This is a genomic window from Okeania sp. SIO3I5 (genome assembly GCF_010672085.1).
In the GTDB taxonomy this organism is placed as follows: Bacteria; Cyanobacteriota; Cyanobacteriia; order Cyanobacteriales; family Microcoleaceae; genus Trichodesmium.
Genome location: NZ_JAAHHT010000025.1, coordinates 1 through 21223 on the forward strand (window position 1 = coordinate 1; position 21223 = coordinate 21223).

23 protein-coding genes are annotated in these 21223 nt (G+C 38.0%); 10 read left to right on the forward strand and 13 right to left on the reverse strand.

Features of this window, described 5'->3' with window-relative positions; translation table 11 throughout:
* Nucleotides 1-1378 precede the first annotated feature (1378 nt).
* Nucleotides 1379-1621 (forward strand): AbrB/MazE/SpoVT family DNA-binding domain-containing protein, encoded by a 243-nt coding sequence (locus tag F6K40_RS07580; RefSeq protein ID WP_293133641.1) that lies wholly within the window; start codon nt 1379-1381, stop codon nt 1619-1621.
* A complete protein-coding gene (locus F6K40_RS07585; RefSeq protein WP_293133644.1) occupies nt 1615-3054 on the forward strand; it encodes a glycoside hydrolase family 10-like protein in 1440 nt (479 codons plus the stop codon). Before F6K40_RS07580 ends, F6K40_RS07585 begins: the two co-directional genes overlap by 7 nt.
* A gap of 546 nt (nt 3055-3600) precedes the next feature.
* Here the strand turns inward: F6K40_RS07585 and F6K40_RS07590 are convergent.
* Entirely contained in the window at nt 3601-3810 is a 210-nt protein-coding gene (locus F6K40_RS07590; protein ID WP_293133647.1) for a hypothetical protein, read from the reverse strand.
* 177 nt (nt 3811-3987) lie between these two features.
* Between F6K40_RS07590 and F6K40_RS07595 the strand changes: the two genes are divergently transcribed.
* The gene (locus F6K40_RS07595; RefSeq protein WP_293133650.1) at nt 3988-4590 is read left to right on the forward strand and encodes a hypothetical protein; all 603 of its coding nucleotides are present in this window, start codon (nt 3988-3990) and stop codon (nt 4588-4590) included.
* Nucleotides 4591-4977: 387 nt separating this feature from the next.
* Here the strand turns inward: F6K40_RS07595 and F6K40_RS07600 are convergent, their stop codons facing one another.
* The 4 genes from F6K40_RS07600 to F6K40_RS07615 all read right to left on the reverse strand — a co-directional run bounded on the left by F6K40_RS07600 (nt 4978) and on the right by F6K40_RS07615 (nt 8034).
* Complete coding sequence (locus tag F6K40_RS07600; protein ID WP_293133653.1) at nt 4978-6078, reverse strand: M23 family metallopeptidase; 1101 nt, start codon at nt 6076-6078, stop codon at nt 4978-4980.
* A 275-nt stretch (nt 6079-6353) separates the two neighbouring features.
* Nucleotides 6354-6452: a DUF5615 family PIN-like protein gene (locus F6K40_RS07605; RefSeq protein WP_293133656.1), complete on the reverse strand. Its 99-nt coding sequence runs from the start codon at nt 6450-6452 to the stop codon at nt 6354-6356.
* Complete coding sequence (locus F6K40_RS07610; RefSeq protein WP_293133659.1) at nt 6449-6763, reverse strand: DUF433 domain-containing protein; 315 nt, start codon at nt 6761-6763, stop codon at nt 6449-6451. Before F6K40_RS07610 ends, F6K40_RS07605 begins: the two co-directional genes overlap by 4 nt.
* A 584-nt stretch (nt 6764-7347) precedes the next feature.
* Nucleotides 7348-8034, reverse strand: coding sequence for a class I SAM-dependent methyltransferase (locus F6K40_RS07615; protein WP_293133662.1), 687 nt, complete (start codon nt 8032-8034; stop codon nt 7348-7350).
* A gap of 164 nt (nt 8035-8198) precedes the next feature.
* Here F6K40_RS07615 and F6K40_RS07620 point away from each other — a divergent pair, with 164 nt between their 5' ends.
* On the forward strand, nt 8199-8417 hold the full coding sequence (locus F6K40_RS07620) for a hypothetical protein (RefSeq protein ID WP_293133665.1): 219 nt from the start codon (nt 8199-8201) through the stop codon (nt 8415-8417).
* Nucleotides 8418-8461: 44 nt separating this feature from the next.
* Here the strand turns inward: F6K40_RS07620 and F6K40_RS07625 are convergent, their stop codons facing one another.
* The 4 genes from F6K40_RS07625 to ribE all read right to left on the reverse strand — a co-directional run bounded on the left by F6K40_RS07625 (nt 8462) and on the right by ribE (nt 11094).
* Entirely contained in the window at nt 8462-9130 is a 669-nt protein-coding gene (locus tag F6K40_RS07625) for an ester cyclase (protein WP_293133668.1), read from the reverse strand.
* Between the two features lie 280 nt (nt 9131-9410).
* Nucleotides 9411-9986, reverse strand: coding sequence for a GNAT family N-acetyltransferase (locus F6K40_RS07630; RefSeq protein ID WP_293133671.1), 576 nt, complete (start codon nt 9984-9986; stop codon nt 9411-9413).
* Between the two features lie 180 nt (nt 9987-10166).
* A complete protein-coding gene (locus F6K40_RS07635) occupies nt 10167-10382 on the reverse strand; it encodes a hypothetical protein (RefSeq protein WP_293133674.1) in 216 nt (71 codons plus the stop codon).
* A complete protein-coding gene (gene ribE, locus F6K40_RS07640; RefSeq protein ID WP_293133677.1) occupies nt 10369-11094 on the reverse strand; it encodes a riboflavin synthase in 726 nt (241 codons plus the stop codon). The genes F6K40_RS07635 and ribE overlap by 14 nt, the downstream gene beginning before the upstream one ends.
* A gap of 293 nt (nt 11095-11387) precedes the next feature.
* Here ribE and F6K40_RS07645 point away from each other — a divergent pair, with 293 nt between their 5' ends.
* From F6K40_RS07645 to F6K40_RS07655, 3 genes are all read left to right on the forward strand, one after another.
* On the forward strand, nt 11388-11885 hold the full coding sequence (locus F6K40_RS07645) for a bifunctional nuclease family protein (protein ID WP_293133679.1): 498 nt from the start codon (nt 11388-11390) through the stop codon (nt 11883-11885).
* A 505-nt stretch (nt 11886-12390) separates the two neighbouring features.
* On the forward strand, nt 12391-13506 hold the full coding sequence (locus F6K40_RS07650; RefSeq protein WP_293133682.1) for an aldo/keto reductase: 1116 nt from the start codon (nt 12391-12393) through the stop codon (nt 13504-13506).
* 275 nt (nt 13507-13781) lie between these two features.
* Nucleotides 13782-14333 carry a gamma-glutamylcyclotransferase gene (locus F6K40_RS07655; RefSeq protein WP_293133685.1) on the forward strand — a complete coding sequence of 184 codons (552 nt, stop codon included), beginning with the start codon at nt 13782-13784 and terminating at the stop codon, nt 14331-14333.
* Nucleotides 14334-14778: 445 nt separating this feature from the next.
* Here the strand turns inward: F6K40_RS07655 and F6K40_RS07660 are convergent, their stop codons facing one another.
* Complete coding sequence (locus F6K40_RS07660) at nt 14779-15624, reverse strand: M56 family metallopeptidase (protein ID WP_293133688.1); 846 nt, start codon at nt 15622-15624, stop codon at nt 14779-14781.
* Nucleotides 15624-16046 (reverse strand): BlaI/MecI/CopY family transcriptional regulator, encoded by a 423-nt coding sequence (locus tag F6K40_RS07665; protein ID WP_293133691.1) that lies wholly within the window; start codon nt 16044-16046, stop codon nt 15624-15626. Before F6K40_RS07665 ends, F6K40_RS07660 begins: the two co-directional genes overlap by 1 nt.
* Before the next feature lie 142 nt (nt 16047-16188).
* Here F6K40_RS07665 and petE point away from each other — a divergent pair, with 142 nt between their 5' ends.
* The 3 genes from petE to F6K40_RS07680 all read left to right on the forward strand — a co-directional run bounded on the left by petE (nt 16189) and on the right by F6K40_RS07680 (nt 19159).
* The gene (gene petE / locus F6K40_RS07670) at nt 16189-16590 is read left to right on the forward strand and encodes a plastocyanin (protein ID WP_293133694.1); all 402 of its coding nucleotides are present in this window, start codon (nt 16189-16191) and stop codon (nt 16588-16590) included.
* Nucleotides 16591-17695: 1105 nt separating this feature from the next.
* The gene (gene petJ / locus F6K40_RS07675; protein ID WP_293133697.1) at nt 17696-18049 is read left to right on the forward strand and encodes a cytochrome c6 PetJ; all 354 of its coding nucleotides are present in this window, start codon (nt 17696-17698) and stop codon (nt 18047-18049) included.
* Nucleotides 18050-18304: 255 nt separating this feature from the next.
* Nucleotides 18305-19159: a tetratricopeptide repeat protein gene (locus tag F6K40_RS07680; protein WP_293133700.1), complete on the forward strand. Its 855-nt coding sequence runs from the start codon at nt 18305-18307 to the stop codon at nt 19157-19159.
* A gap of 660 nt (nt 19160-19819) precedes the next feature.
* Here the strand turns inward: F6K40_RS07680 and F6K40_RS07685 are convergent.
* On the reverse strand, nt 19820-20368 hold the full coding sequence (locus F6K40_RS07685; RefSeq protein WP_293133703.1) for a flavodoxin: 549 nt from the start codon (nt 20366-20368) through the stop codon (nt 19820-19822).
* 376 nt (nt 20369-20744) lie between these two features.
* Entirely contained in the window at nt 20745-20888 is a 144-nt protein-coding gene (locus F6K40_RS07690) for a hypothetical protein (RefSeq protein ID WP_293133706.1), read from the reverse strand.
* Nucleotides 20889-21223 lie beyond the last annotated feature (335 nt).

The window sequence follows — 21223 nt, forward strand, 5'->3', positions numbered from 1 at the left end:
TCGGCAGATCGTAAAGTAGTCCCAAACGCTATTAGCAATGGGATAGAGGGTGTTGTAGTTCATCCAAGATTAATTAATTTGGTCTGAACTGAATATTAGAATATTTTTCTATATATTTAGAAACTATAGAATATCTTGCCGTTAGTATCGGTTCCCACAACAACCACTTTGCCTTCATGGGCAATAGTGTTGATATGAGCCAGCTTTTCTTGTTGTAGTAGCATAGTCAAATTATTCGTTTTTATTTTTGCAGTTCTGAGATGTCAGACAATTTCTCTAACAGGAGTTAGGCAAAGGGAATAACAGTAATGGAGATATCTGAAATAATCAAATAAAACACATCATAGTATAGGGGTTTGCGTGTCTAGACTAAAATTGTGGGTGTTTGAGCGAGCAACGAGCGAAGACCTCTCTCCAAACCTCTCTCCTGGGAGGAGAGAGGCTTTGAAACCCCGCTTCCCTATCCCCCCTTTCAAAGCTATGCTTTATAAACATCAGGACTTACGCAAAATACGAAATTATACACCACCTGTAGGGGCGAATGGCATTCGCCCTAACTATATATAGTGGTTCTGCGTAAGTCCTGAACATATTTCTTAACATAAGACTTGGGCATTAGTCAGAAGTTATGTATAAGTCGTTTGAGAGGCTTTTTCATCAGAAAAGTGTATTGAAAAATACGTTTTTTTGAAGATTCTTCCTCCCCATCTTCCCCACCCTCCCCACAAGGTTTTCAGGAGTTCCTGATCAGGGATAGCTTTGAAAGGGGGGTAGGGGGGTTAGGTTTTTTAACCCACATTTTCAAGCTAGACACGCTCGTACTGGCGTGTCAAGCTTAAAATGGTGAGTTAGGAGCGAGCAACACACGAAGACCTCTCCCCCAACCCCTCTCCTGCAAGGAGAGGGGAGAAATCCCCCCCTTCCCTTGCAGGGAAGGGGGTTGGGGGTTAGGTTTTTTAACCCACATTTTCAAGCTAGACACGCTAATACTCTTTTAGTACCCTGAATAATAAACCGTTTTTTTGATCTCTGTCAATAGCTTTATATCAGGAAGTCTTACTGGGGATATAGGGAGATGGGAGGGGGAGAAAAGCCTATTTTTAAATACATCAGGACTAAAGCCATGCGAACCCAGAAACCCGGTTTCTCGTAGATGTTTATTGTCAAAAACAACAATTTATCGTAGAAACCGGGTTTCTTTGCGTAAGTCCTATACATTATATTCTCCCGAAATATCTATAAAATGACAAGTATATAATTTCTCTGTTTTGTCAAGTTTTATGTTAGTGAAGTTTAGAATAATTAATGTTGAATCTGAACCTGAATTTGTGTTAAAAAAATATATTTGGTGTATAAACGTTCATGTAATTTCTCAATTATGGTCACTCAAAAAGTGAGTATGTGGGATAATTCCCTTGGAGTGAGATTTCCACAAGCGATCGCCCAAGAGATCGGCTTAATAGAAGGAACGATAGTTTCTATTTCTACTCATGGCAATAAAATTATTCTCTCCCCTATAAAACCTAAATACAGTCTTGACGAGCTACTCAAAGATGCTACTCCAGATATGCAGCATGATCAATTGGATTGGGGAGAATCAGTGGGAGCAGAAAATTGGTAAAAATTGATGGAACTGTTCCCGAACAGAGTGACATTATTCAAATGACTAATAAAAATAATCATAAACAGGACTTACGCGGAGACTCTACATATAGGGAGGGCGAATGCCATTCGCCCCTACAGATGGTGTGTAATTTCATTTTTTGCGTAAGTCCTGAGAAATTAAAACGATTAAAAATATGGCTAGTAGTGGGAGTAGCGATCGCTCTCCTCTCTATTTCCCTATACGCAATAGTAACTCCAACAACTCCAGTCACCGCAAACGCTACACCAGGAAAAAAAGAAGTGCGGGGAGTCTGGATAACCAACGTCAGTAGTAACGTATTATTCACTCCGTGGGCAATAAATCGCGCCCTCCGTCAACTTTCTCTACTCAATTTCAACACTGTTTATCCCGTAACCTGGAACCGAGGTAACACCTTTTACCCCAGTGATGTCGCCCAAAAAGTCACAGGCCAACCTCAAGATCCCACTCTGACTGTATTTCGCCTTAGTAAAGATGTACTCAAAGAAATATTTAAACAGTCTCATCGTCAAGGTTTACGAGTTATCCCTTGGTTTGAATATGGTTTCATGGCCCCAATAAATTCTGTGTTAGTCAAACGTCATCCTCAGTGGGTGACAACGAGTTTTGATAAAAATAGAAATTTTTCTGAGGGTTTCTTTGAACTAGAATTAAAAGATTTGCTCCCAGAATCAGATGAACAGTCTTTATTAACCCAACTGCGGCAGTCCCTCTCCATCCAAAATGTTTGGCTTAACCCCATTCATCCCCAGGTGCAAAATTTTATTCTCGATCTCATATTAGAAGTTGTCAAAAAATACGATGTCGATGGCATTCAAATAGACGATCGCTTTGGAATGCCAGTACAATTTGGCTACGATCCGATTACAGTTTACCTCTATCGACAACAACATCAGGGCAAAATGCCTCCAGAAGATTTTACAGATCCAGAATGGGTGCAATGGCGGGCAAATCAAATAACTGCTTTCATGGAGAGAATTTACAAATCTATCAAAGCTGTTAAACCAAACTGTATTGTATCTGTATCTTCTAATCCTTATGATTTTGCATACAAATTATATCTACAAGACTGGCAAACTTGGATCGAGAGAGGTTTAGTAGATGAATTTATTTTGCAGGTGTATCGAGAGGAGCTACCCTCATTTGTAGAAGAGTTGGAACAACCTGCCGTCAAAATTGCTAAAAATAAAATTCCTTTCAGCATTGGTATTCTCGCAGGAACCTTGAAAACATTTATGACAATTGAAAAAATTCAACAACAGGTAAAAGCAGTTCGCGATCGCAACTTTGCTGGAGTATCTTTTTTCTATTGGGAAACTTTATGGAGTTATATGACTCCAGACTCACCCCAAGAGCGGCGTGTTGAATTTAAAAAAATGTTTCCCACTGCTGTATCTCGCCCGAAATGAAGAGAAATGTTGGGAGTGTGGGAAGTGTGGGGAGTGTGGGAAGTGTGGGGAGATTGAAGTAATTATAGACAGGACTTACGCAGAACCACCATATCTTGTAGGGGCGAATGGCATTCGCCCCCTAGGGATAGCGTGTTGTCTAAGAATTTGCGTAAGTCCTGATAGAATTATAAACACATTTTGGTAGTGGTGTACAAGTAGTGATTTTGGCATTTTTATATAAAATCCTGTTGAACACTTGTCATTGCGACGATAGGAAGCAATCTCCTAAACATAAGAGATTGCTTCCTTCCACGGAGTGTAAGTCGCAATGACGTAAGCTATAGTAATTATCCGGGTTTTATATTATCAGGACTTACGCAGAACCGCTATATCTAGTAAGGGCGAATGCCATTCGCCCCTACATACAGCGGTTTTCATATGAATAAACCACAATCATACTGACTCCTTACTCATTACTCCTTACTCATTACTCATTACTCCTACAACAGTTTTGTGGTCTACTCAACTGAAAAGCACTGTAAGGTGTATGATTTATAATTTTGCCTAAGTCCTGATTATATCAAATCCGCTTAACTCGGTATAAAAAAATATTCCATCTTCAAGCATTGCCAACAGGACTTGCGCAGAATCACCATATCTAGCGAATGGCATTCGCCCTCTACGGATAGCGTATTGTTTGAGAATTTGCGTAAGTCCTGACCAAATCTTTCTATAATCTCCCCACACTTCCCACACTTCCCACCCTTCCCACACTCTTTTTATATCAAATCCGCTCGGGTTCGGTATAAAAAAATTTTCATTTTTAGCAAAGAGTAAATCTTTCTAAGTTCTGTTCCCTCCTGACTCCTAGATTAACTATCTAATTATACTGATGCTACCGGATTTGATATAATTATCCATTATCCATTATCCATTATCCATTATCCATTAATGAACAGGTTGTACTATCATCCCTCCCGCACTAAACCCCAAAAAATAGGATGGGGTTTTTGCTTGCAGTGGGTATTTTTTACTGTTGTCGGTTTTTTCCTCAGCTTAATATTTGTGGAAGTAGGTGTAAGACCTTATATTGGGGCCTTATCAGGAGCTATCGGTGGTGCTGTGGTGGGATTAGCACAATGGTTGGTACTGAGAAATCGGATTTTCCAAAGCAAATGGTGGGTGGTAGTGAGTATTGTAAGTTGGTTATTGATCGGAGCGAGTAGTTTAGGAGCATTAGGTTGGATAGCTCCAAGAACAGAACAAATTTGGCTGAGGTTGTTTTACGGATTAATTAATGGTGCTATTGTGGGAGGTATCTTGGGATTAGCTCAATGTTTTGTACTCAAAAAGCAAATTTATCGGGAGGAGTTGTGGATAATTGCAAATATTATTGCTTGGGCAATTGGTTTGCCCTTGGGTTGGTTAGTCGGTGGCTTAATTTATCGGGTAATAGGTTTATTTATTAGTGAAGTGATTGGTTTATTTGTGACATGGTTTTTTGTCGCTGTAATTACAGGTATTGCTTTGATGCGATCGCTACACGTTCAGTAGTTGTTTATTATAGCATTTAGCTCAAGACTGAGATTGAGATTTCAACTAAACTTAAACCGTGAGAAAATCTGAACAGCTCAGATGATATCAAATCCGCTAGTATCCTTACAATTAATGCCTTGTATGGGTTTGGTCACCAAACCTAAACCAAACTTGGAGTTTTTGCCAATACTGATAATAGAACCTGATTCTCAGTGTGGCAAGCGGACATGATATGATTAGTCTTGCTTAGGCTGTGTCCTTTGGTTTGTTGCTAGAGCGATCGCTACTCATGTAGGTTGGGTTGAGGAACGAAACCCAACAACTCTATACATAGAGTGTAGGTATTTGTTGGGTTGCGCTTCGACGCTTAATATAGAATCCGGTTATATAGTATATGTTCATTATTCAATCTCCCCCATCTCCCCATCTCCCCATCTCCCCCAACAATACACTCTTGTATTCAACCTCTTTGCTCACATTTACCAATACTTTGTCACCTCGCATCAAACTATACTCACCTCTCCATTTACCTTTAGCAAGAGACTGAGAATTATTGCGTTTACCCACATATCCCATCCATGTCTTTTTAGCAGATTTAATTTCCTTCTTATTGTCTATCACTCGATCGCCGTTAGGAGCAAATAATTGATAATGTTCCTCATCCCCAGGCAACACCCCATAAATTTGAACCCAAAATATTAATGCAGGACTATTCCCTGGTAAAACCGTATCGTAAAATTTCCCAGACCACAAATCATCCATAGTTGGTGCAGTAGCAGCGAACCCACTCCGAATAAAACCAGTCGGTTTATAACTCAAAGGTTGTTGCCAAATTGAATTACGAGCAGTATTACAACCACTCTTAGCATTCCGTCCCACAAATGGATCGACAATTTCTCCCTGATATCGAAAGCTCAAATGTACATGAGGAAAGGAAGCTAAACCCGACTCTCCCACCAACCCCAATTGAGTACCTATTTTGACAACTGTTCCTGGTTTCACAACCACACTACCATTGCGGAGATGGCAATATTGAGTTTCCCAACCATTACCATGATCTATAACCATTCCGTTACCACATTCAATATTTTTAACGGCATCCTTATCTGCTTGATTTTTGACTCGGCGATCTGGTATTCCATCTCGCACTCGTAGCACTTTACCAGGAGCTACCGATTCCACAGCTACACCTTTCGCCATAATTTTCTCATCAGATATGGCAAAATCTGTTCCTTTGTGAGTGTCATAAGTTTGCCTCCCGCAACCAAAATCTACCGCTTTCGGACTGGGGTCGCGATCGCTATACAATAAAATAAAGCAGTCTTTGTCTAGCTTACATTCAACAGGTATGGCAAACTTGGGATTATTTGGAACTTGAGCAATATAATTGTCAATGCCAGAATTTTGAAATAGTGGGGTATGACCATTAGCAGTCAGCACGTAGTTAGTTGCTAATACTATTACTAATGCGGTAAGAAAACCGTAAAAATAATTTTTGAGTTTCATATTTTTTCTTTAGTTATCATCCTGTAATATTACAAAGGCAAGAAAGTAACACGATTAGCAAATTCCTCTAAAGTGCCTACTTTGGCAATAATTTCTAGATCGCTAATACAATCACCAATAGAAATCCGAGATTGACGGCAGTAAATTACACCTGGAAAATGATAACCTTCAATTTGACGCCGTTTTGCCTCTATTAAAAAATCTCTGTCCTGTGAAAATATAATATATCCAAGTTCGACTGCGCGATCGAATATTATTGGCTCAGATTCTCCAGATCAACCATCTTCTTGAACTGTCAACACATCTATCCCTCGGCGACGCAACCCCTCTGTAATGAGTCTTGATACGTTTTCATCCATGTAGAAAAAACTCATTTTAAGCCCATTTCCCTAATTCTAATAGCAAAAGGTGAAATCCCGGCCTCTAGTTCTGCTTGTTTTACATACTCTTCTCGTTCTTCCATATCTGCATCTATTTCTGCCTGATTATCCCAATAATAAGCTAGAGCAGAATAAATTTGACTCATGCTCAAATGAGGATAACTTTCGTGCAACTCTTCTGCTGTCCAACTGTAAGCTTTAACCGAGGTGATTAACTCGACTACTTTCATCGTGCTACCTGTAATCATAGGGACATTTTTTTCGTCAAGATGCACATATTTATATTCGGTATTAGTCGTTGTCATAGTTTTAATTGATAAATAGAGAGCGATCGCTCTGTTTACTATTCTATGATAATTCAGTTTTCAAATTTTTGTCAAAAGCGATCGCTCTTAATTTCATCCTCTTCAAAGGTAGGAATTATTCACCCAAACTACTAGTGCGTCTAGCTTGAAAATGTGGGTAAAGAGCGAGTCAATGAAGACCTCTCCCCCAACCCCTCTCCTGCTTTTGAGAAGGGAGAAATACTCCCCCTTCCCTTCTTCCCCCTTTCAAAGCTATGCTTTATAAACATCTTTCTTAACATAAAACTTGGGCATTATTGACAAGTTATGATTTTGTCTTGAATCGGCTTTTTCAGGAGAAAAGTGTATTTTTCAATACACTTTTTTATCAATGTAGACAGGATTCTTACGGACCATCCTCCCCATCCTCCCCATCCTCCCCATCCTCCCATTCATCGGTTCCATGCAGTACTTCTCAAACAGTTTCTTAGTAAATTACCTCAAGTCAAAACCATAATGCTTATACGGATATTCCATTTCTTAATCTTCAGTTTTCATATTGTTTACTTTCACAAATTATCGCTTTACTCAGAAAAATCTAGTAATTAAAGACTTTTCTCCAATTGATAAATAGCATAAGGAGCTATCCTAATCTCATCTTTCCATTGAAGTCGATCTGAGCTATTTCCCAGAGGTCTAAATTCCTGTTTTACCCTCAAACCTGCTTGGAGAAATGCCATCTTGTAGTCGTTGTCGCTCCAAAAATAATCAGTTACATCAATGTTTTCCGGGAGCAGGCGAGCCTTAACTTGTTGCCCCGAATGCAGAGGTGGCTTATTCTCTGGAAAATCTACTAGACAAGATAGCCAATTTCCTTGGTAAAACTCCTCTGTATTAGTAACTACTATACCAACGCCAGATGAGCAGATAATTCTAGCCATCTCTCGTACAATTAAATTGAGCTCGATCTGGTTGCCTATTTCCAGTAACATCCAGTTTGAGAAAAAAGCCTGAAAATATCCATCCACAAAAGGCAAAGACTGGCTCGGTTTGAGCAGATGGTAGTCACCTTTTGGATCTGCTCTCCTAGCCTGCTGTGCAATCATCTCGGTACTGATGTCTCCACCCACAACATGATTTCCCAAGGCCTTCAAGAAACGACTGGAACGCCCTGTACCGCAGCCAAGAACTAGAATAAAGGAGTCCTGCAACAAATAGAGTGTTAATGTTCGCTGGGTTACGGCGTAGTGCGGGCATCTTGCCCGCGAAAAGTGTAATTCCGATTCACGCATTATTGCCGACTAACCGACCCTACTCCCTGTCAAGTCAAGTCTTAAATTGTAGATTAGGATGGAGCAACGAGGGAATACCTCTCCCCCAACCTCTCTTCTGATGAATGAGAGGGGAGTTTCTCCCCCTTCCCTCCTCCTCCCTTGGAAAGGGCAGGGCTAATTCTTTGTCTGAGCTAGAATATTTAGGGAGAGCATGGGGAGGATGGGGAGGATGGGGAGGATGGGGATACGTAAGCTGCATGAATAAAAGTGGACTTTTCTGCCACACGGATCACACGGACCACACGGACCCACCCTCTCCTACTTTTTTCTCTGATGACAATAAATTGACCCTGCCTTTCCAAGGGGGGCAAGGGGGGATAGTTGTGGGGTTGGGGGGTTAGGCTTTTCAACCTACATTTTCAAGCTTGACGCGCTACTACTAATGTTATTTTTGACTATGAAATGGGCAAGCACCAGCAGTTAAATCTTTGATAAATTTACTATTATCGAAATAATGTTCTACAGATAAAATCTTTAAATCTTCAGTTAATTTAGCAATACTAATTCCCACAATTTCAACTGTTTCACCAGTAGGTTGATACTCTTTAAAATTACCCTGGAAAGTTCCCCAATGCCGCCATTTAAAAGTAACATTTGGCGGTCCTGAAAGCACTTCTATTACTTCCCAAAGAAACCCATTAGGAAAAGCTGTATGAAAAACTTCAAAGGATGATTCAAAAGTTTCTTCTTCAGGATTATAATGTTTATTTTTATCAATAAAAAGATTGTATGTTCCTTGTTCTGCTGTTTCTTGAGCAGTGTACTCTTTGCCTCCATTACTACTCATGCGAAACTTATCGGCAACAACAGATAACCACTGTTGAGGATTAGTTTTATTAGATGCTTCCATCTCAAAAGTTCGCACTAAGTTATGAGCGATCGCTTCTAAAGATCCTTCTGGATGATGATATTTGCTTTCTTCTTGGAAAACTCGATCATTGTGAGAATAATCTGGTCGTGTTCCACCTCGCCATTCAACTCCTTCATCATTAGCAATTACTTGTTTTCTATCTTGTACCCAAAGTGGTAGTTCTGTAGAATTAGTATTACTCATATTTATTGTCAATTATTGATTTTCATAATTTAATTTACTAGATAATTTTTGGGGAACAATAGCTATTACATAATTATTTAATTCTTTTTGATTAAAAGTAAAATGTAATACCTATTTAACAAATATTGACGACAAGTAGCTAGGGAATTTTTTAGGAGTCAGGAATCAGGAGTCAGAATGAATAGATTTGATACCATTTCTTAGTTCATAATTTATCTTATTAATCAAAAAGACATCTTCTTTAAAGTCTTTTGAACGCCATTATTATTCGTACTCTTTTCTAGGAATGTCTAATAAAATCTTCTCTACTCAAAGCATATTTAACACCTGCTTGCTGAGACTCTGAATAAACAAAATTGCGTTCAAATTTTAATCCAACTTTTTCTATAACTCGAATAGACGCTTTATTTTCTGACAAAGCACTAGCAACTACTTTCTCTATTCCTAACTCTAAAAAACCTTTCCGAATTAAAGCTTTTGAACCTTCAGTTGCATATCCTTTTCTCCACATTTTTCTTTGTAACCGATAACCAAGTTCAATATCATCGACTTCATACAAAGTTGCTCCCATATAACTATCTAAACCTGGGCGAAAATGAAACCAACCAATAAATTTATTACTTAACTTTTCAATAGCTGCCCAAAAACCATAACCTGGATATTGTTGGTAATATCTGAGAACTTTAGGCAAAAATTCATTTTTAATCTCATTGTATGAAGTCGGTGTTCCAGAGCGATCGCCTAATTTTGTAAATCTAGTTACTTCTGGATCACTATCTAACTCAAATAATAATTCTGCATCAGCTTCGGTAAACTGTCGTAAAATTAATCTTTCTGTCTCTAAAAAAATCTTCATTATTTGAAAATCATATCGAAGGGAAGAGGGAACAAGGAACAGAGAACAGGGAGAAATAATTGGTAATTTATGGATAATAATTGATGTTATTTTTGATTTTTGGATATCTCTCGTTGAATAGTTATCAATTAGACAGAAAGGAATCAGAAATCAGCAGTTAGGAAGAAAGAAAATTTAACATTAAAAGAACTCAGAAGTTGCTTTGAAAAGGGAGATAGCGAGCAACACTCCAAAAACATTTCGCCAGTCAAGACAGGGTTGCACGACCCAATTATAATTATTTCGATTAAAAAAGGAGAAAGTTCTTTCCCATCTCCCCACACCTCCTACACTTCCCACACCTCCCACACTCCCCATCTCCCCATCTCCCCATCTCCCTATTTTAAATAAAACCATTTTCTACCAAAAATTCTGGTGTAATATCTTTTAAACTATTAACAGTAGAAGTTGCTGTTAAAGCAGGTGGTAAAACCGAATAATTATTAGATCCATGACGCAGAAATTTAGCTACATATTTACCAAGAATATCTGCCTCAATATTTACTAAACTACCTGGTTTTAAATGACTCAGATTTGTTTCATTAAAACTGTGGGGAATAACTGCTACTTGAAACCAGTTGCCATCCACATCACAATCAGCCACAGTTAAACTAATACCATTAACTGCTATACTCCCTTTCGGCACAATATAGGGTGCTATCTGACGCTGCCACCTTTCATCTGTTGTGTGTGGAGCTGTAAATTTCATTTCCCAGGCATTGGTTGTTTCAATAGAGCTTTTCAAGCATCCAACCCCATCAATATGACCCGTGACAAAATGGCCTCCTAGTTTACTACCTGCTCGTAATGAAGTCTCAAGATTAACATACCTATCCGATAATTTGCCTAGCGTACTACGTTGTAAGGTCTCAGGTGATACGATCGCCAAAAATCCTTCCGTTAAAATACTTATTACTGTCAGACACACACCGTCTACAGCTACACTATCACCAATGGCCAAATCTTCTAAGATAATTTGCCTGTTGCTTGATGATGCCAGAGAAACTAAAACTTGGCTTTCTTCTAAAAGCTGAATTTTTCCTAAATTTTGAACTAATCCTGTAAACACTGTTTTTCCTCTGATTAATTAATTAAAGTTTAGTTAAATTTTATGAGTAGTTACAGCAATATAACCCTTGAGATGACGTTATTTGTATCATCTGGTAAGGTATAGGTCAAGGTAGACACTATACAAAATATCGAAAATAATAAAATAAATAAGTGTAAAAATAACTCATATATCATATATAGGTAAATACCAGGGTATAGGTAAGATTCACTTGCTCTTTACCTATAATTATTCATATATATCCTATACAGCTTGACAAAAATAATTTACAAAATAACAATGAGGCAGAGTCGATGATTGAAATGAAAGTCGCTGGAATAGCATTGGATGCAGCAACACGCAATCCAATTGTATTGTTAAGAGATAGTACAGAACGGCGTGCCTTGCCTATCTATATAGGTCAAGATCAGGCCAAGGCAATTATTAGCGCTCTGGAAAACCATCAACCACCACGTCCATTGACTCACGACCTTACGGTTAATATACTAGATTCGCTGAATGGGGTTCTAGAAAAGGTGGTAATTCATTCATTGCAAGATAATACTTTCTATGCAGTGCTAATTGTGAAGCAAGGGGAAACTAGGAAAGAAATTGATGCTCGCCCTAGTGATGCTATATCTATTGCCCTGCGTACAAATAGTCCTATTTGGGTCATGGAAGAGGTAATAGCAGATGCTTCGATTCCAGTAGACCGAGATGCAGATGAAGCTGAAAGGCAAGCATTTAGAGACTTTGTGTCAAAACTTCGCCCTGAAGATTTAATCAAACGTGGTGGATCTACCACTGGTTGAGTATCTTGATACCACTTCGGAGGAAGTCAAAATTCAAAATACCGCTTCGCGGAAGTCAAAATTCAAAATTCAAAATTCAAAATCAAAAAGATTGATTGGGCTCAAAACTTGAAAAAACAATGATGCATAACAATTAGCACTATACCGCTTCGCGGAATTCAAAATTCAAAATTCAAAAGTTAATTAGTCATCAGCCATCTTCTTTCTACTCCTTTTCTATTTGATGCCAGATTATAGGTGGTTTGATGTATTGAACTTACAGGTAAACCACTACTATATTTATTAATTATAGATTTTCAGAGCGATCGCTATAGCGCTACGCGCAAGTCAGAAGTCAGAAGTCAGAAGTCAGAAGTAATCTCTGACTGAGTTTTTAGTGGGTCCATGCTTCCCTACAGGATGCTTTGCGTCTACAAAAACACAAACAGCATTTAGTCATATCCGCGCCCTTTGCTTCGATTGCTATAATTAACTATAACTAAAAACTAAAAACTAAAAAATACAGGTGCATTACCGCAGGTTTGGCAAAACGAATTTAAACCTTTCAGTGTTTTCCTTGGGAACTATGCGATACTTAGTATCTGAAGAAAATGCTGTGCAAACAATACGGCAAGCTGTAGATATGGGTATTAACCATATTGAAACAGCTAGAGGTTATGGTAAAAGTGAAAAGTACCTGGGTAAAGCCTTGGTATCTGGGTTGCAGCGTGACCAACTTTATATAACAACAAAAATTACACCGACAAAAGATGTTAATGCTATAGAAAGCTGTATAGATGAATCATTGAAAAATCTCAATATTGACTATTTAGATTTTCTGGCTATTCATGGCATTAATACTTGGGAACATTTAGAAACCACCCGTCATGGAGTAAGAGCGCTCCATAAAGTAGTGGATGATGGGCGAGTCAAACATATTGGTTTCTCTACTCATGGGCCATTAGAGGTCATCCTAGCAGCCATTAATACAGACTTTTTTCAATTTATTAATTTACATTACTACTACTTTTTCCAACGTCATGCTCCTGCAGTGGAGTTGGCCTCCCAAAAAGATATGGGCATTTTTATTATTTCTCCAGCAGATAAAGGTGGGCAGTTATACACCCCATCCCCTACTCTTCAAGAGTTGTGTCAGCCTTTTTCTCCGCTGGAATTAAATTATCGCTTTTTGTTAAGCGACCCTAGAATTACAACTTTAAGTGTGGGTGCTGCTAGGCCACAAGAATTAGAATGGCCTTTGACCATGAGCGATCGCACAGAACCTCTAACTTCTCAAGAAATAGAAATATTTCAGCGTTTGGAAACCGAAGCTTTAAAGCGTTTGGGAACCGAGAAATGTAGTCAATGTTATGCTTGTTTACCTTGTCCAGAGGATATTAATATTCCAGAAGTCCTAAGATTAAGGAATTTAGGGATAGCCTACGACATGATAAATTTCGGTAAATACAGATATGGGATGTTTGAAAATGCTGGTCATTGGTTTCCTGGTAACAAGGCCAACCGATGTACTGAATGTGGCGAATGTTTACCCAGATGCCCGGAAAAATTGGATATACCAAGTTTGCTGAAAGATACCCATCAAAGATTTAAAGGTACATCTGGTCGTCGGTTGTGGGACTAAATTTTTTAGGTACTGCTGAATAAGTTTATTATTACTCCCCACACTCTCTCTACCATTACCAAATTTCTTTTGGTTTTACTTTTACTGTTTGTTTACCTACAGAAGTTGCAAATATTAAAAGTTAATATTTATTACTAACAAGAATATCAAAATATTACTTGAGGGAAGCTTAAAAGATGCAATCTTTTTAGGCATAGCTTGCCGTAGATATTCCAGTTAAATATTCCTGGAATTTCAAAGATATACTAACTCAGAACCTCTAATCAACAACTAAGATGAACAAGCTAATTTCTACAGAGAAAAAGTTTTACTACTTTGCTTATGGTTCTTGTATGTGTCCTGTAGATTTAAAACGAACTTTTGCTGAAAATACTTATCCTTATGTTATTGGTCCTGGGAAACTTAAAGGATACAGAATTGGGTTTTATCGTTATTCAGAAAAGCGTAAGTGTGGAGTATTAGATGTAGTAAAAGACCCAAATTCTACTGTGGAAGGAGTGCTTTATAATTTGCCTTTGAGGTTGCGCGATCGCCTAGACGAAAGAGAGGGTGTAAAATTTGATTTTATTAAGGAAATTCATTGTGGTGTTTATCGACCAGAAACAGTTGAAGTTTATAGTCGAGGTGAATTATATAGTGGAGTTAGTACCTATGTAGTTGTAGATAAATCATCTCAAGAATTAGCTCCTAATGATTGGTATTTTAACGTTGTACTTCGAGGTGCTGTAACTTGTGGACTTTCTGAAGAATATTGTTGGAAATTGTTTGAACATATGTACAATTTACAGCATCAAAAAAGACCCAAAAACATCTTAGCTATGGCATAGATATAGTATTATTTTTAGGAGTTTGCTGAAAAAGTCTCAAAGTTCTATAGCAATCATATTTGAGTTGTGAGATTTTAGTAGTAATTAGGAGTTAGGAGTAGTAGGGGCGGTTTCCTGCGGAATGCTGCTAATTGCGCGAATCGCCCTTACAGGAGTCAGAATATAAAAGGGTTTTGATTTATCTGAATCGTTTTTAAATTCTATCAAAATCATTCCTGATTGCTATATCTTGATTAATATCAAGTTTGGATCGACAGTTATCAAACTGGATTGGGTCGTGCAACCCCACTTTCACTTTGATCCGGGAAACTTTTTTGGAGCGTTGCTCTAATCCCCTACTTCCCCTCCTGGGATGAGTTAGGGGTGGGTTCCCTATTCCCTGTTCCCTGTTCCCTGTTCCCTGTTCCCTGTTCCCTGTTCCCTGTTCCCTCTTTTCTGGAGAGATTTACTGATGAAAAAACATAGTAATTAAAGGTAAAAAATTCAACAATATCCAACTCCAAAACCAGTAATTATTTTGCTGCATAGAAAAATCTGGTTCTGCTAATAGGGCATCAATTCTTTCTGTCAAACGATTAGGGGGAGTCGTGCAACTAAATGCTGCATAAAAGTTATTTGCTTCAGTCAAGCGATCGCTCACCATTAACAATAAAGTCTCCGCCAATAATAACCCATCCACTTGTTTTTTTGCCCACTGATCGGCACGAATTTCTCGCAGAGTCAAAAGTTCATGCCACAAAACTTCAGTATTTGGTAAAAAAGGAACTATTTTTCCCAACCAACCTAACCAGAAAAACCAAAAAGTATCTCGATAATAATAGTGAGCTTGTTCGTGATTTAAAACTGCATAAAGTTGATCAGAATTTAATCTTTCTAAAAGTCCTTTACTAACAACTAACTTAGAATGCCAAAAGCCTATTTGAGCAATAAATAAAGTGGAATTATCAAGTAAAAATACAGATTTACCTTTAATATTTATTTGAGGATAATCATTAACTTTTTGCACAGATTGCCAACCTTGATAGCCTAAAACTAAACCGAGGATGACTGTCCATCCGCAAAAACTCCAGGCCAATACATAACTAACCCATCCAGTTGAGAATCCTAGCATTTCTCCTTCAGGCCCCATACAAATCATTGCAATGGCCGTTGCGATTAAAAGTAGGGGCGGAGAAATAAATAATAGTAAACAACGCTGCCAACGGACTAACCAATTAGGAGAAATAAAAAAATCCACACATCTCAGACTATAAGCTAAACCTAGAGCCAAAAATATAATAATTAGGTGCATTATTTTTGATCCTCCCTAGCTTTGCGTAAAGCTTTTAGCTTTTGGGCGATCGCCTCTATTTGCTCTATACTGGCAGAGTCTAAACTATCGGCAAAAGCGGCCACTACATCAGGATTTCCTACTTCCAAAAATTGATTTAGTTGTTGGTGCGCTCTTAAAATTTGGGCTTCTCGACGAGAAATTAAAGGTCGCCAGACAAAAGCACGACTACTTTCATCACAACCTAACCAACCTTTTTGAGTTAGGCGACGCAGCACTGTTGTTACTGAAGTATAAGCTAACTCTCGGTCAGGGTCAGCTAGAATAAGTTCATGTACCTGTTTGACTGTGGCACAACCCAAATCCCAAAGAATGTTTAAAATTTCTGCCTCCAGAGGGCCAAGGGACATTTGTTGTGGACGGTAATTTGGTAAACTACTCATAATTTTTGATTTTTCGATTTTTGCTTGTCCTAGCTAAAAATTTCCTGTTCTTATGGTAAATTATTTAAGTATGACATTCTGTCTTATTAGTGTATAATTACCTAATAGATACTAAATAATCTAAAAAAACAGGAGTTTAAAGATGCGTTTCATATCATCATTTTCCAAGTCTATAGCAATGCTGGCTTCCGTAGTAATGCTAGTTATTGGTAGTCTAGTATTCTCTAGTCCAGCAGAAGCAGCAAACTACGAAGTAACAATGGGTGCTGGTGGACTAGCATTTGGTCCTCAGAAAGTAACTGTTAAGCCTGGTGATACAGTTACATTTAAGAATGGTATGCTTGCACCTCATAATGTATTGTTTGATCCTGCTAAATCACCTGATGCAAAACTGGCAAAATCACTTTCTCACAAACAAATGGCATTTCAAGCTGGAGAGAGCTTTGATGTAGAAATTCCAGCAGATGCTAAGGCTGGTGATTATATGTTTTTCTGTGCTCCTCACCGTGGTGCAGGTATGGTTGGCCATCTAATTGTAGAATAATAGCAAAACTTAACTAATACATCACAAGCTTAAACCAGCTAGGTTGATATTAGTTCATTGCCATTAGCCATGACGAAAATATCTTTGTCTTAGCCTAATCACAAATAGTTATTTATTTGGAAAAAAACTCTAGGGACGTACCATGGTACGTCTCTACAATGCATTAACTTTCCTGGCGGGAAGTCCCGCGCTCTCCATCCCCCCTAACCCCCCTTTCCAAGGGGGGAGGGGGAGCGTCGGGATGAAAGCCAGGGCCAGGATTCGGATACCTTCATAAGCTAAACGTTCATATCCCCTTGACACAAGCTAGGAGCATTTTGTTATTATCAATGTCAACACAGGGGGAGGACATCACCTCTGTCATGCGCAGCGGTCAGGGTTTCCCAGACTGAATAATCCCTATAATTCCCGTAAGGGCAACGTCGGGAGTATGTCAAGAAAAAGCAGATATAGCAATCCTAAATAGGTTGTAAGATTTGCTCGTAGGGGTTTGACCTCCAAACCCAAGTGCCAAGGGTTTTGGTCTACAAAACCCTACAGTTTTTTCTCACAAATGATTTCTTATGGCTATATAATTTTGGGAGATATTTTATAGTGTAAGATAAATTGTCAAATCAATTCAAAATTATTAATTCAAAATTATTAATTCGCTAATTATAACCTCTGCCTAAAGTCAGAGGCTTGAAATAAGGAAAATATTTTTGATTTTTTCACTCTTTGAAGAACGAGGCTAGAATACTTAATTAAACAATTATTGAAATTCACTTAGAACCAAAATTTTTGAATTTTGAATTTTGAATTTTGAATTTTGAATTGAAAAAATGGTCAAACCTTTAACTAATTAAGGTTGAAATTGATTACCGTTAGATATTCCTCTCTCTAAAAGTTGAGTATTTTAGGGAGAGGATAATTTTTTTAATAAGTAACTTTAAAATCTTGTAAAATCTTAGTACAAATAAAAAATGTAGCATTAAAAACTCTTTGATAATCATTAATTTAATTTTTATGTTTGACAGGCTGTCGTTTGACGTAGTGCTTGACTTAATTCAGAATAGGAAGCGCAAGTTTAATCATCATCAGTATTCGCATTGAGAGAGAAGAACAAATGAAAAAATTACTATCAATTGTGCTATTGGCCATAATGTTTGTTGTTGTTGCGGTACAACCTCCAGCTTTAGCTGCTGATACAGCTAATGGAGCAAAGATATTCACAGGTAATTGTGCAGCTTGCCATGCGGGAGGCAAGAATACAATTATGCCTATGAAAACTCTGAAAAAGGAAGCCTTAACAAAATACCTTAAGGATTTTGAAGCAAAAGGTGTAGAGGCAATTGTTTATCAAGTAACAAATGGTAAGGCATCTATGCCAGCTTTTAAAAGACTTGGAGACACTGCCATTGCTGATGTTTCAGCTTATGTTTTAGAGCAAGCTGAAGCAGACTGGAAAAAGAAAAAGTAATATAAAACTAGGAAAAGATAGAATAGAAAAGTTTTCTACTTTACAAATGAAAGTTTTCTGTTCTTGATAATATATTCCTTGATAGTTGGGGTGAATTTTAGAGCTAGGGAAAATATCAAATCTATAGCTCTATGTATTCGCCCCAATATTAGTATTGGAAGTAAATACATACGGTGACAAATGAATAGCTTTTATCGATTTCTATTCAGCATTGGTATAGTTGTTACAGTCCTATTTTTGTCATTCTCTCCACCGATGAAAATTGCAACTGCTAACCCAGATATAGGCAATGCTAAAAAATTCTTCACTGAAGGTATAGCTAATACTAAAAACAAAAACTATGAGCAAGCAGTTGACAATTTTAGCAAAGCAATAGAACTTAATACTAACTTTGCCAGTGCTTATAGTAATAGATGTTTAGTTTATCTTCAATGGGGAAAATATGAGCAAGCGATCGCTGACTGTCATCAAGCAATAAAACTCAACCCAGAAAATTTAGAAGCAAATCTCAATCTAGGTTTAGCTTACTACGAAATCGGTAATTACCAACAGGCAGTCACAGAATATACTCAAGTGCTTAACCAAAGTTATAATGATTTTCGTGCCTTATATAACCGAGGATTAGCTAATTTTGAATTGAATAATTATCAAGAAGCAATAGCAGACTATAACTTAATTTTAGCCAATACTCAACAAGATGCTAATTTTAATCAAGCAGATATTTATAATGAAAGGGGTTTAGCATATTTAATGTCAAAAAATATGCACAAAGCAATGGCAGATTTTAGTTATGCTATTTATATAGATTCTGGTAACTCTAGAGCTTATTACAACAGAGGTTGTGTTTGTAGCAAGATGGGAAATATTGAAGGAGCAATGGCAGACTTTAGCAAAACTCTAAAACTTAATCCCCATGAAGCTCAAGCATATTTAAACCGAGGTTTATTGCGTCAAGAGTCTGGACTTTATCAAGCAGCAATGCAAGATTTACAAGCTGCTGCCAAGTGTTTTGGCGATCGAGATAATATGGCAGCTTATCATCACACTCAAGCGTTGATTGATGGATTACAAAAATGGCTGTTATTATCTAATCAAACTGCTATTGGTTAAACAGTTTTTGATATTTAGTCAGTAGGAAGGAAGGCAGAGGGCAGAAGACAGAAGGCAGAAGGCAGAAGGCACAAGGGAATATTGTTTCAGGTTCAAAGGGAGAAGGTTTGTGGGGCGCGATCCTAAGCGCAACGGAGTTCTATCGCTGATTATCCGGACATGATATTATATAAAATCCGGTAGTATCAGTGCAAAAAAGCAAAGAAACCGGGTTTATATTAAATACCTGACTACACTAACATCTACCTCCCATAAACCGGGTTTCTCGCTTCACCTGCGTAATATCATGTCCGGTACCATCGGTATTGTACAGAGAAGAGTAGGGGCGAACGGCCGTTCGCCCCTACAAGATCAGGAAAAACCTTACATGAGGGTAAATATTTCCCCAATTTTTACACAAACAATACCAACGGACATGATATAAGTCCTGATAAATAAAAAAAAGTTGGGAAATAATATATTCCCCAACCCAAAAGGAGACGAACTGATATGCAAACAAAAAAACTTTTTATAGATGTGATCCGATGATGCTGTTTTCGTCTCAACAGCGATCACCACGAAAATTGGCTGCCAGATTTCCCAATTTGAGATTTAGAGAAATCTTTGACAGTCAAAATTTTTCCTAGCGTTGCTTATTTGATGTTAGAGAAGTTTCGCTATCTAAGCAGATACTAAGACACGACTTTCTTCGCCTACAAAAATGGGGCGTAGCGTTTCCAACCACTCTGTAATTCTCTCTTCAGTTAGATCGCTTTGATTAATCTCATCAAGTGGTAATCCTACAAATTTACCATTACGTACGGCAGGAGAATGCTCAAAAGTGTAACCATCAGTAGGAAACTCTCCAACTACAGTTGCACCAAGCTTCTCGAATTGGTCGCACATAAGTTGCAATGCGCCAGCAAAGTGCTTTCCATGATTAACTTGATCTGCTGCACCAAACAAAGCAATAGTTTTTCCTGTAAAATCAGGCTTTTCGATATCCATGTCAAAAAGTGGTTCGCGCCAGGCATTCTGCACTTCCCCAGCTCCCCAAGTTGAACAACCCAATAATAAATAATCGTACTCAAGAAGTTGATTAAAGTCGTCGTAATCTTCTTCCATATCTATGATATCACAAAGTTCTTCGCCTAATTTTTCGTGGATTGCTTCGGCGATTTCTGCTGTTACGCCGGATGTGCTGCCATAAAATATGCCAATTTTTGCCATTATCAACACTCCTGATGAGTTATACGTCTAAATATAAAGTTGATTGAATCTACTGGGGATTGCCAATCACAGTAGTTTGACCAAGATGTTTGAGGGTATCTAGGTGGTTTCTACAAGTTAATTTGAACAAGTTAGTCGATTTTATCCCCAAGCTAAATCAAATAACAAAGGCTAATAGAGACAAATAGTTCAGATAGCCTTGGATATAGACATAGCTTTTTGTCTGAATCCTATCTATTTTTGAATATATAGGCTAAATTAATTGAAATCTGTATCAATTGTAGTTGATAATTTTTTGAATTTAGTTTATAATCACAAATAATTCTACTACACATTTTTTAGTCTTAAAGATTATATATTAGTTTTTACATAAGCTCTAACTAATTAATAAAGTTTTCAATAAATTTAGTTTGGATTGAAAAAAAGCATTTGTGTGGGTGCGATCGCTCCATAAATATGAAGTCAGAAGTCTGTAGGGGCGATTCGCTTGCTCGCCCCTACAGAAGTTGTTTTTTGTCACGGGGATTAGAGCAAACCTCCAAAAACGTTTCGCCGATCAGCGCGGGGTTGCCCGACCGAATTATTTTGATAATTTTATTGCCAAATCATCTTTTAGTTATTAATTAGCTTTCCTGGCGGGAAGTCCCGCGCTCTCCATCCCCCCTAACCCCCCTTTGGAAGGGGGGAGGGGAGCGTCGGGATGAAAGCCTGGGCCCGGATTTGGATACCTTCATAAGCTAAACGTTCATAGGCCCAAGACACAAGCTAGGAGCATTTTGTTATTATCAATGTCAACACAGGGGGAGGACATCACCTCTGTCATGCGCAGCGGTCAGGGTTTCCCAGACTGAAGAA

Bases quoted from the DNA above. Each gene is read 5' to 3' on its own strand.
- F6K40_RS07665 (WP_293133691.1), bottom strand. From the start codon at position 16,046: ATGAGTAGTTTACCAAATTACCGTCCACAACAAATGTCCCTTGGCCCT.
- F6K40_RS07645 (WP_293133679.1), top strand. From the start codon at position 11,388: ATGATTGAAATGAAAGTCGCTGGAATAGCATTGGATGCAGCAACACGC.
- F6K40_RS07625 (WP_293133668.1), bottom strand. From the start codon at position 9,130: ATGAGTAATACTAATTCTACAGAACTACCACTTTGGGTACAAGATAGA.
- F6K40_RS07635 (WP_293133674.1), bottom strand. From the start codon at position 10,382: ATGGTTTTATTTAAAATAGGGAGATGGGGAGATGGGGAGATGGGGAGT.
- F6K40_RS07605 (WP_293133656.1), bottom strand. From the start codon at position 6,452: ATGAGTTTTTTCTACATGGATGAAAACGTATCAAGACTCATTACAGAG.
- F6K40_RS07655 (WP_293133685.1), top strand. From the start codon at position 13,782: ATGAACAAGCTAATTTCTACAGAGAAAAAGTTTTACTACTTTGCTTAT.
- F6K40_RS07685 (WP_293133703.1), bottom strand. From the start codon at position 20,368: ATGGCAAAAATTGGCATATTTTATGGCAGCACATCCGGCGTAACAGCA.
- F6K40_RS07600 (WP_293133653.1), bottom strand. From the start codon at position 6,078: ATGAAACTCAAAAATTATTTTTACGGTTTTCTTACCGCATTAGTAATA.
- F6K40_RS07615 (WP_293133662.1), bottom strand. From the start codon at position 8,034: ATGCGTGAATCGGAATTACACTTTTCGCGGGCAAGATGCCCGCACTAC.
- petE (WP_293133694.1), top strand. From the start codon at position 16,189: ATGCGTTTCATATCATCATTTTCCAAGTCTATAGCAATGCTGGCTTCC.
- F6K40_RS07630 (WP_293133671.1), bottom strand. From the start codon at position 9,986: ATGAAGATTTTTTTAGAGACAGAAAGATTAATTTTACGACAGTTTACC.
- F6K40_RS07680 (WP_293133700.1), top strand. From the start codon at position 18,305: ATGAAAATTGCAACTGCTAACCCAGATATAGGCAATGCTAAAAAATTC.
- F6K40_RS07660 (WP_293133688.1), bottom strand. From the start codon at position 15,624: ATGCACCTAATTATTATATTTTTGGCTCTAGGTTTAGCTTATAGTCTG.
- F6K40_RS07610 (WP_293133659.1), bottom strand. From the start codon at position 6,763: ATGACAACGACTAATACCGAATATAAATATGTGCATCTTGACGAAAAA.
- F6K40_RS07580 (WP_293133641.1), top strand. From the start codon at position 1,379: ATGGTCACTCAAAAAGTGAGTATGTGGGATAATTCCCTTGGAGTGAGA.
- petJ (WP_293133697.1), top strand. From the start codon at position 17,696: ATGAAAAAATTACTATCAATTGTGCTATTGGCCATAATGTTTGTTGTT.
- F6K40_RS07595 (WP_293133650.1), top strand. From the start codon at position 3,988: ATGAACAGGTTGTACTATCATCCCTCCCGCACTAAACCCCAAAAAATA.